Source organism: Saccharothrix sp. NRRL B-16314 (assembly GCF_000716595.1).
Taxonomy (GTDB): Bacteria; Actinomycetota; Actinomycetes; order Mycobacteriales; family Pseudonocardiaceae; genus Actinosynnema.
Window position 1 is genome coordinate 228,502 of record NZ_JNXC01000022.1, and the last position, 8,665, is coordinate 237,166.

6 protein-coding genes, 1 pseudogene and 1 CRISPR repeat array are annotated in these 8,665 nt (G+C 69.8%); all 7 genes and pseudogenes read right to left on the reverse strand.

The genetic code is table 11. The features are described from left to right. Window positions 1-18: 18 nt before the first annotated feature. Window positions 19-657 (reverse strand): type I-E CRISPR-associated protein Cse2/CasB, encoded by a 639-nt coding sequence (casB, locus tag OQ02_RS27685; protein WP_231500250.1) that lies wholly within the window; start codon window positions 655-657, stop codon window positions 19-21. Continuing rightward, complete coding sequence (gene casA / locus OQ02_RS27690) at window positions 654-2,288, reverse strand: type I-E CRISPR-associated protein Cse1/CasA (protein ID WP_033441494.1); 1,635 nt, start codon at window positions 2,286-2,288, stop codon at window positions 654-656. The genes casB and casA overlap by 4 nt, the downstream gene beginning before the upstream one ends. Then, a complete protein-coding gene (locus OQ02_RS27695; RefSeq protein WP_051772860.1) occupies window positions 2,275-5,016 on the reverse strand; it encodes a CRISPR-associated helicase/endonuclease Cas3 in 2,742 nt (913 codons plus the stop codon). Before OQ02_RS27695 ends, casA begins: the two co-directional genes overlap by 14 nt. 231 nt (window positions 5,017-5,247) lie before the next feature. Further along, a CRISPR array of direct repeats spans window positions 5,248-6,492; the repeat unit is 28 nt; unit sequence GGACCACCCCCGCTCGCGCGGGGAAGAC. Between the two features lie 158 nt (window positions 6,493-6,650). After that, window positions 6,651-6,911, reverse strand: a complete 261-nt coding sequence (locus tag OQ02_RS46115) for a hypothetical protein (RefSeq protein WP_231500256.1) — start codon at window positions 6,909-6,911, stop codon at window positions 6,651-6,653. A 62-nt stretch (window positions 6,912-6,973) separates the two neighbouring features. Continuing rightward, window positions 6,974-7,129 (reverse strand): annotated as a pseudogene (locus OQ02_RS46120) (NUDIX domain-containing protein); the annotation flags it as partial. Window positions 7,130-7,479: 350 nt separating this feature from the next. Beyond that, a complete protein-coding gene (locus OQ02_RS27705; protein WP_156077339.1) occupies window positions 7,480-7,755 on the reverse strand; it encodes a zinc finger protein in 276 nt (91 codons plus the stop codon). Beyond that, entirely contained in the window at window positions 7,755-8,609 is an 855-nt protein-coding gene (locus OQ02_RS27710; protein WP_051772861.1) for a helix-turn-helix domain-containing protein, read from the reverse strand. Before OQ02_RS27710 ends, OQ02_RS27705 begins: the two co-directional genes overlap by 1 nt. Window positions 8,610-8,665: the final 56 nt, after the last annotated feature.

The following is an 8,665-nucleotide window of genomic DNA, read 5'->3' on the forward strand; positions in this document are numbered from 1 at the left end:
TCGAGACGGGGGAGCGGGTCATTGGGAGGAGGTGGACTGATCGGCCGGTTGGGGAACGCGGTAGAACTCTCGTCCCCACCGCAGCCTCACGGTCGACGCGCCACCACGGCGCTGCCACAGGGCCAGTTCATCGGACAGCAAGGCGTAGTCCAACGGGATGCCGCGTCCGCGCTGCAGTTGCACCATGCCTCGCAGGTGGTGCACCAGTTCGTCCGGGCTCTGCGCGGTGCCCAAAGCCTGGAACCGGCGCAGCACGGGCGGCACGACGACGCCGAACTCCTCCGGGTGCAGCATCCGTACCGCGCGGCCCAGTCCGAAGCCGCGCTGGTGCATCCGCTTGTGCTGCGACTGCTGGTGCGTCGCGTACAGGGTCAACGCGACGTGCGCGGCGGTCTCCGCCGGTGTCGGATCGTCACCGGCACCGGGTCCCGCGAACTTCTCCGACACGGTGTACTGCAGGATCTCGTTGACGCTGCCCGCGGGCTTGCCGACACCGCGCCGCAGCCGTGCCAACGCGGCGACCGCAGCCGAACGGTCGGCCAGTACCCCCTCCTGCAACGGGGCAATGCGGGCATGGACCTCCGCGCCGATGTCGGTCAAAGCCGCCCACCGGGGCTGCCTGCCCGCCGGAGCCTGCTGTCCTTCCACGACGGTCACGACGCGATCTCGCTTTCCTCGATGTGGGTCAGGGGCAGCGCGGCGCGCAGGTCGGTGCGGAACCACCGGTCCGCGTGCGCCGAGGTGACCAACCGCTTGTCCACCACCCGGCCGGACCACGCCTGCATCGGTGCCCGCGCCAACAGTTCGGCACCCAGCGCCCGGACCACCCGATGGGCGGTCCGGTGCCACTGCGTCTCGGCCTCCGACGGGGTGGTGTCCGCCCGCAAACCGCGCAACCAGGTGCGGAACGCGCTGCCCAGGTCGGCATAGGCCAGTTCGACGGCACGGGTGCGCGGCCCTTCCCGCTCGTCCTTACCGGCTCCAGCCGCGGCGGCCAGGTTGGCGGCGAGCTTGCCCACAGCCCGTGCGGCTTCATCGGCGGCGCGGACGCTCGTCACCACCGCATGCGCCAAAGCGGCGTTCTCCCGGCGCAGCAGCACCACGCGCATCGACAGCGTGTCGTCGAGGATGTCGGCGGTGGTGGAGCTGTTGCTGCCGTAGGTCATGCCGATGGTGTGCAGGCGAACCGGGAAGTCGCTGCCCACGATCTGCTCGACCTCGGCGATCCACTCCAGGACTCGTGGCGCAAGGAACGGCGCCGCCTCGTCGCCCTGCGCCGACACCGCGCCCGGCAGCATCGACTGCAGGCCACGCCACACGGCCCGTTCCGGGTCGTGCTCACGCGGCATGTAGACCGTGCCCTCGCGCAGCTTCTTCTCCTGCGCCTTGCTGCGCCGCCACCCGGTGTGAGGCTCGACGTGGTGCTTGTTCTGCGGGGTGATCCGGTCGCCGTTGCAGATCAACACCCCAGTCACCCGGCCACCTCGGGCCACCAGGCGCAGCCGTCGGCTCTGCCAGGTGTAGAGATCCACCGGCCCGCTGGGACGTCCGACCGGGGAGTCCTCGGCCGGACCGAGCGGGGTGCGTTCCCACGTGGGTGGGTCTTCCGAGTGGGAACGGGCCATCGACTCGGAGTCCCCCGCGATGAGATTGAGCAGCAGCGTGTCGCGCAGCGACGGACCCTCGGGCAGCACCCCTCCCAGGTAGCCGGACCAACCGGTGCCGATCGGGTAGCCCCTGCCGCCTTTCACCCGCGCGTCGCCGACGGCACCGGACTTGATGCCCGACGGGTCGAACGCATGGCAGTGCACCACCCACCGCGCGGCCTCCGCGAACGACAGGGAGACGTCGCCACCCAGACGGGTCGTGAAAAACTGGTGACCGTTCGGCATGTCGGCGATCAGCTTGTTCAGCTCCGACACCTCGCCCTTCGCCGTGTGCAGCCCGGCGACCTGGAGGAACGGGGTCTCCGGGCCGAACAGGTCGAACCGGGACCGGTGCCGTTCCAGATAGCCCCGCACAGCGGCCTCGGGCAGTTCCCCGTCCGACCACAGCTGTTCCCAGTGATCGAGGTCGCGCGGCCCTTCGAGGGCACCGTGCAGCACGGCGAGCAGCAGTCGCGTCAACGCGAACACCTGCGTGGGCACATCGCCCACCAGACCCGCGAGTTCGTGAGCCCGCCGGAAGACGTCCATCAAGGACAGTTCCACCAACTCGCCGTCCAACGTCCTGGCGATCAGCCAAGGCTGGTCGATCAGGTCGAACGACTCGGGTTCATCCCCGCTCATGCACCAATCCCTTGTGAGGGTCGTAGGTCAGACGGAAGTCCGCCTTGCCGTGCTTGATCTCCGCGGTCCGGTTCTCGTCGAGAACCAACACGAGCCGGCCGCGCAGCAACGGCGAGGACTCGAAGCTGCCGAAGCAGTTGCTCTCCAAAGCAGTGATCACGTCGAGGTCCACCCCGGGATGGCTCATCGCGACCGGCAAGCGCAGCGTGCACGCCGCGATCACCCGGGCCTGCGCCGGTTCCACCGGGAGGTCCGTCGGAACCGGCTCCCCGCCGCCGCGTTCGATCCACGGCGGGGTCAGCAGGCCACCGGCCGCATCGCGTTGCACGACCAGTACTTCCAACGACTCCGCCCCATCGCGGACCTGTGCCGAGCCCGACGCGCTGTCGTCGGCGTCCCCCACACCGGCACGCACCCATCCGATCAACGAGTGCCTGCTGGAGCCAACCTCGTTCAGGAGGAACGTCTTCGCCGCCCCCGCCCGCGCCGTAGCCTGCTCCGCAGCGGTATCCGCAGCCTTGGTCATCGCCGACTTCCACGACTCCGGCCCCACCGTGTCGGCGTCGTAGGCGCGCTGCACCAAGGGCGCGATGTCGGTCGGCAATGCCAGAACGTCACGGTCGACCAGCAACGCAGCCGACCGCAACAGCAGGTGCTCGCCGTAGACGCGCCGCGAGCCCGGCACGGCCCGGACCGGCTCGGCCGACCAGTCCTCGACACCCACCACCGCGCACCAAGCGCGCGCCACCGCTGCGGGCCGGACACGTCGATGCCGATGCACCCTGCCCAGCCGCTGGAGCACCAGGTCCATCGGAGCCAGGTCGGTCACCATCACGTCGAAGTCCACGTCCAGTGACTGCTCCACCACCTGCGACGCCACCACGATGTGCAGGGACGGCCGGTCGCCGGTCGGCCCGAACCGCACCAACAGGCTCCGGTCGATCCGCGCCCGGTCACACGCCAGGAACCGCGAGTGGTCGATGGTGACGTGCTCGACGCCGAACTCGGCCTCCAAACGCTCCGCGGTCTCCTGCACCCGCGTCACGGTGTTGCGCACCACCACCGCGCAACCGCCGTCCGCCAAGTGCTCCCGCAGGAAAGCGACCAGCGCTTCCAAGTCGTCCGGCAACCGCTTCAACGCCACATCGGTACCGGTCGCCGGAAGCGGCAGCGACCGTGCGGGCACACCACCGGACGCGGCGATCACCGGGTAACCGAGATCCCTTCGCACCGGATGCGGTCCACCGTCGTAGGCGGCGAGCAACTCGGCCCGCCGCTCGGCGGGCAACGTCGCGGACAGCAGTACCACCGGCACCCCGTAGGCACCCAGCCAGTGCAATACACGGTGGAGGTACTGCGACATGTAGACGTCGTAGGCGTGCACCTCGTCGATGATCACGACCTTGCCGGCCAACCCCAGGTGCCGCAGCATCAAGTGCCGGCTCTTCAACCCGGCGAACAGCACCTGGTCGATCGTGCTTACCACGAACGTCGCCAACACGCCTTTTTTCCGGCCGCACAGCCAGTGGTGCGCGACAACCGGCGTCTCGTCGTCTTTGCCGTTGGTGGCGTACCAACCCTCCCGCACCAGCCCGGCGAACTCGTCGTTCAACGACGCCTTGCCGTGCGCCAATGTCACACTCACCGGACCGTCACGACCCGGCAGCACGTCCAGCCACCGCCGCACGCGTCCGAACATCGCATCCGTGGTCGCCTGCGTAGGCAAGGCCACGAAAACGCCGTCGGCGCCGAACTTCGCGGCCAACTCCTCGGCCGCCAGCAGTGCGGCTTCGGTCTTGCCCGCCCCCATCGGCGCCTCGACGATCAGCAAACCCGGCCGCTCGGCCGCTGCCGCCACTTCCACGGCTGCCTTCTGCACCTGCCGCGCACTCACCGCAGTCGGGTTGAACCGGGCACGGAACACCGAGTCCACATCGGACCCGAGCCGCTGGGGTCGCCACCGTGATGGCAACCCCACCTGCTTCCAGCCGAACTCCAACCGCGCCGCCATGTCGAAGTCTTCCGGCGGCTCGTGCGCCTGCAACAGGGGAAAGAACTCGGCGTTCGACGCGATCCAGTCGGCCAGGATCACGATCGAGGTCAACAGCACCTGGCTCGGCCTGCTCAACCGGACATCCGGGTACCGGGCCAAGTCCACGCCGGCCGACGCTCGCTCCAAGAAGAACTGTCGAGCTTGATCCCAGACGCCCTCGCCGATCAGCTCGCGTTCGCGGCCGACCTCCTGCAGCAGCAGCCTTTCCGGCGGCACACCGTGATGGCTGCCCACCACACTCGCCATCTGCTCGGCAACCACGCTTCGCGCGGACCCGAACCGGACAGCCAGAAATCCGCTCACCGCCAAATGGCCCACCAGAGCGTGGTTCACCCGGCTGCGTGAGGGGTGGGACAACAGACCGGGCCGCGCGTCGAGGCCGGCCGTACGCATCCGATCGGCCAAGACGGGCACCTGCACGACGAAGGCAGGGCTCGCCTTTCCCACGTCGTGCACTCCGGCAAGCCAACAGGCCAGGGCACGCACACCGTCGACACCATCGGGAAGTTCACTCGCGACCCGGTCCAAGACCTGCGGCGATACCCACTCGTCCACTAGTCGGCCGGCGACGGCCGCCGAGTCGTCCAAGTGCTGCTGCAAGGGCAACCAGTGCGTCAACCTGCCCTGTGGATCATGGACGGACTTCGCCCACACCACACGCCAGTCGACCACCACGAGTACGCGACCTTCCCACGAATGGAGGCCCCGCAGCGGGCCACAGCGGGGACATACTCCGGCCCCTGATGACCGTTAGCTACTCAACCCCGAATACACCCGTACGGAGCAGTCACGCTATCTCCGGACCGCAATATGCGGTGCGCGCACGACCATGTCGGCCGTACTTCGGACTGCTCCTGTTCGCGCGGGGAAGCCGGCGCCCGAGAGCGAGAAGGTCGGCATCTCGACGGACCACCCCCGCTCGCGCGGGAAGACGCGCAGAACGCGGCGATCGCGAACTACAAGGGCGGACCACCCCCGCTCGCGCGGGGAAGACCCCGGAGGGTGGATCGACCGGGTCGAACAGCACGGACCACCCCCGCTCGCGCGGGGAAGACATGGCCGTGCTGACGGAAAGCCTCTCCCGCGACGGACCACCCCCGCTCGCGCGGGGAAGACCACCACGATCCTCACCGACTGGCCCGCCTGCGCGGACCACCCCCGCTCGCGCGGGGAAGACGTCGTGAGGACCCTCAGCGCCGCCGGCATGAGCGGACCACCCCCGCTCGCGCGGGGAAGACGCCCGCTTCGCCCAGCGCCTCAGCGACGCCGCGGGACCACCCCCGCTCGCGCGGGGAAGACCCGTGGTGCTCGCGCGACGAGGTCGACAAGCTGGGACCACCCCCGCTCGCGCGGGGAAGACCCGGTGAGGATGGTCCACAGTGAGATGACGGTGGGACCACCCCCGCTCGCGCGGGGAAGACGGTGACGGCACCGGCGAGAACCTGCGCGGAATCGGACCACCCCCGCTCGCGCGGGGAAGACGCTGCACTCGGTGCGCTGGGTCGCCACCACGCCGGACCACCCCCGCTCGCGCGGGGAAGACGGCGGGACCGGCTTGCCGACGAACCCGGGCGGCGGACCACCCCCGCTCGCGCGGGGAAGACGGGGTGCGCACAGTCTGCGCACCCCTGGTCCCGGGACCACCCCCGCTCGCGCGGGGAAGACCCCACCCCGATCCCGCCGAGGCCGGAGTTCGGGACCACCCCCGCTCGCGCGGGGAAGACGAGCTCGACGCGGCGGGCATCCCACACGACCACGGACCACCCCCGCTCGCGCGGGGAAGACCACGTCGAAAACGCCGGGTTCCGCGCGACCACGGACCACCCCCGCTCGCGCGGGGAAGACCGAGTACGTCGGCGTGGCCGGGGTCGGCGAATGGGGACCACCCCCGCTCGCGCGGGGAAGACCTGGCCCGGATGCGCCTGCGCCGACACCTGCACGGACCACCCCCGCTCGCGCGGGGAAGACTCACCGCCATCAACCCCGATCGGATCCGGCACAGGACCACCCCCGCTCGCGCGGGGAAGACGGGGACTATAAGAGCCGTACAGGCGCAACCGCCGGACCACCCCCGCTCGCGCGGGGAAGACTTCACCTGGTTGTGCCGGGCGTCGGCGAGGGCGGGACCACCCCCGCTCGCGCGGGGAAGACACTTCTTGACCAGCTACTTTAGGCGGGGCTGTGCTGTTTCAGCATCGGTTTGAGTTGGGTTCTGTTGTCGTGGTGCTGTGTAGCCGTGTCCCTGCGATTCCTGCAACCCGGTTCCGACGTCAAACCGACTGGGTGAGCGGTCGAGTGCCGTGTGCCGATCAGTCGTGCAAGATCAGCGGGTCGGTAGGCAGGTTGCCGTGGAGGATCTGGCGTAGCAGGTTGGGCAGCTGTGCAGGGAGTAGCTTATCGGTGCTGTGGATGAGGTCGTCGAGGGTCCGCCAGCGGCGTTCGATGAGCCCTTGTTTCTCGTTGTCGGTGGATTTGAGCGGCAGCCGGGGCGTCGTGGTGGTGGCGAGGTAGACGTGGTCGATGCGGTGGTGGTGGTGTCCGCGGTACTGGAAGCGGTTTCGCGAATCCACAGCTTCGGTTCGAGGTCGTCAAGGTGGATACCGGTTTCCTCGGCGACTTCGCGCGGGGCGGCGTCGGTCGGTGTTTCGTGGGGGGCGAGGCCGCCGCCGGGGAGTTCCCACCAGTGGTGGTGGGGTTGGTCGGGGTCGCGGGCGTGGATGAGCAGGACGCGGTCCTGGGGGTCGAGCAGGAGTACGCGTGCGCCGATGCGCGGGGTGGTGCCGGCCATCCGTGATGGCTCCCTCCAGGTGTGGCGATCGGGGGACGGTCGGGCGGTCAGAAGAGCGTGAACTCGGATTCGTCGTGCTGGGCGGCGGCCACGGTGGTGGGGTGGAGACAAGGAGCCCGGATGGTGGGGGTGGAGCAAGGATGCCCTGCGAGTGGGCCAGATGCGACCGTCGTTTCGTTGGTGTAGTCGCAGTTCTGGAGCACCTCGGCCGAATTTGGGCTGGCGGTCGCAGGGTTGTAGCGGCCGGCGAGCCTCCCCAGCGCAGCCCCAGTCGGCGAGCACGTGTCGCAGCCCGCCGGCGGGCCGTCCAGTGGCGTGGGTGGGTCGGGCGGTCGGTCGCGGATCAGCAGTCACCGGGTGCGCGTCGTGGCGGTGGTCGGGGCCGGGCGCTGGGGGCGTGGTGTCGGGTTGGATCGGCGTGGGAAGGGCAGGATGCCTTCCTCGGCACGCCACCGGGTGTCGCAGTCGGTGCAGGTGGGCCAGCACCATTGGTCTTTGGTGTGGGTGGCGGGGATGACGAGGTCTTCGCCGCAGAGGGTGCGCGCCTGGTCGCGGGCGACGACGTCGGCCTTGACGGCGTGCCGCTTGTGGTGGTGTGGCAGCCAGCGGAACGGGCGTGCGGGCATCAGTCGGTCTCCCGGTCGTAGGTGTCGGCCCAGCGGGCGAAGACGTCGCGGGACTGGGCGGGGGACAGGGCCAGCGAGTCGAGGCGCCGCATTTTGGCTTCGTAGAGGGTGACGGCGTCGGGGGCGTCCTGGAACACGGTCACGGTGTCGATCTCGACGTAGGCCAGCGGTCGGGTCGGCGGGGTGAAGGTGAGCAGCGTGGCGGGCCGGCCGAGGGCGGCGTGGAACCCGGCGGACGCCGGCACCAGGCGTGGGCGGACCCGGGGCCATCCGCACATCAGGGTCAGGTGCAGCATCTGGTCTCGCATGGGTGCCGGTCCTCCGACCACGGTTCGCAGCGCGGATTCGTGGACGTACAGGACGGTGTCCGGGCCGCCGGTGCGGAGCAGCAGTGTCTGGCGGGCGATGCGGGCCCGGACGAGGGCGTGGTCGCCGGTCAGGGCGTGGGTGTAGTCGCCGGTCTGGGCCAGGGCCGGCACGGTCAGTGGTTCGTAGGCGGTGATGGTCCGTGCCGCTTGTTCGTGCAGGGACAGTGCGACCAGGGAGTCCGGGACGCGGTCGTGCGGTCGGAGGAAGTTGCCGGTGTCGGGTTCGGTAGCGATGGCCAGGACCCGGTCGCGGGTGGGTTTGTCGGCGCCCAGGAGGCCGGTCAGGGTGCCGATCTCCACCGGGCTGGCGCCTCGGCTGCCGGCCTCCAGTTTGGACAGCTTGCCCAGTGACCAGCCCAACGCCTCGGCGGTGGCGGCGGAGGACATCTTGACGCGGTGGCGGATTCGGCGCAGTTCCTCGCCCAGCTCGCGGCTGCGTGCGGTGCTCAACCTCGGCGGGGTGGGGTCTTTCTCGTCGGTGTGCATGGTTCCTCGTGCTGTCTCTTATACACATCTCCGAGCCCACGAGACCTCTCTACATC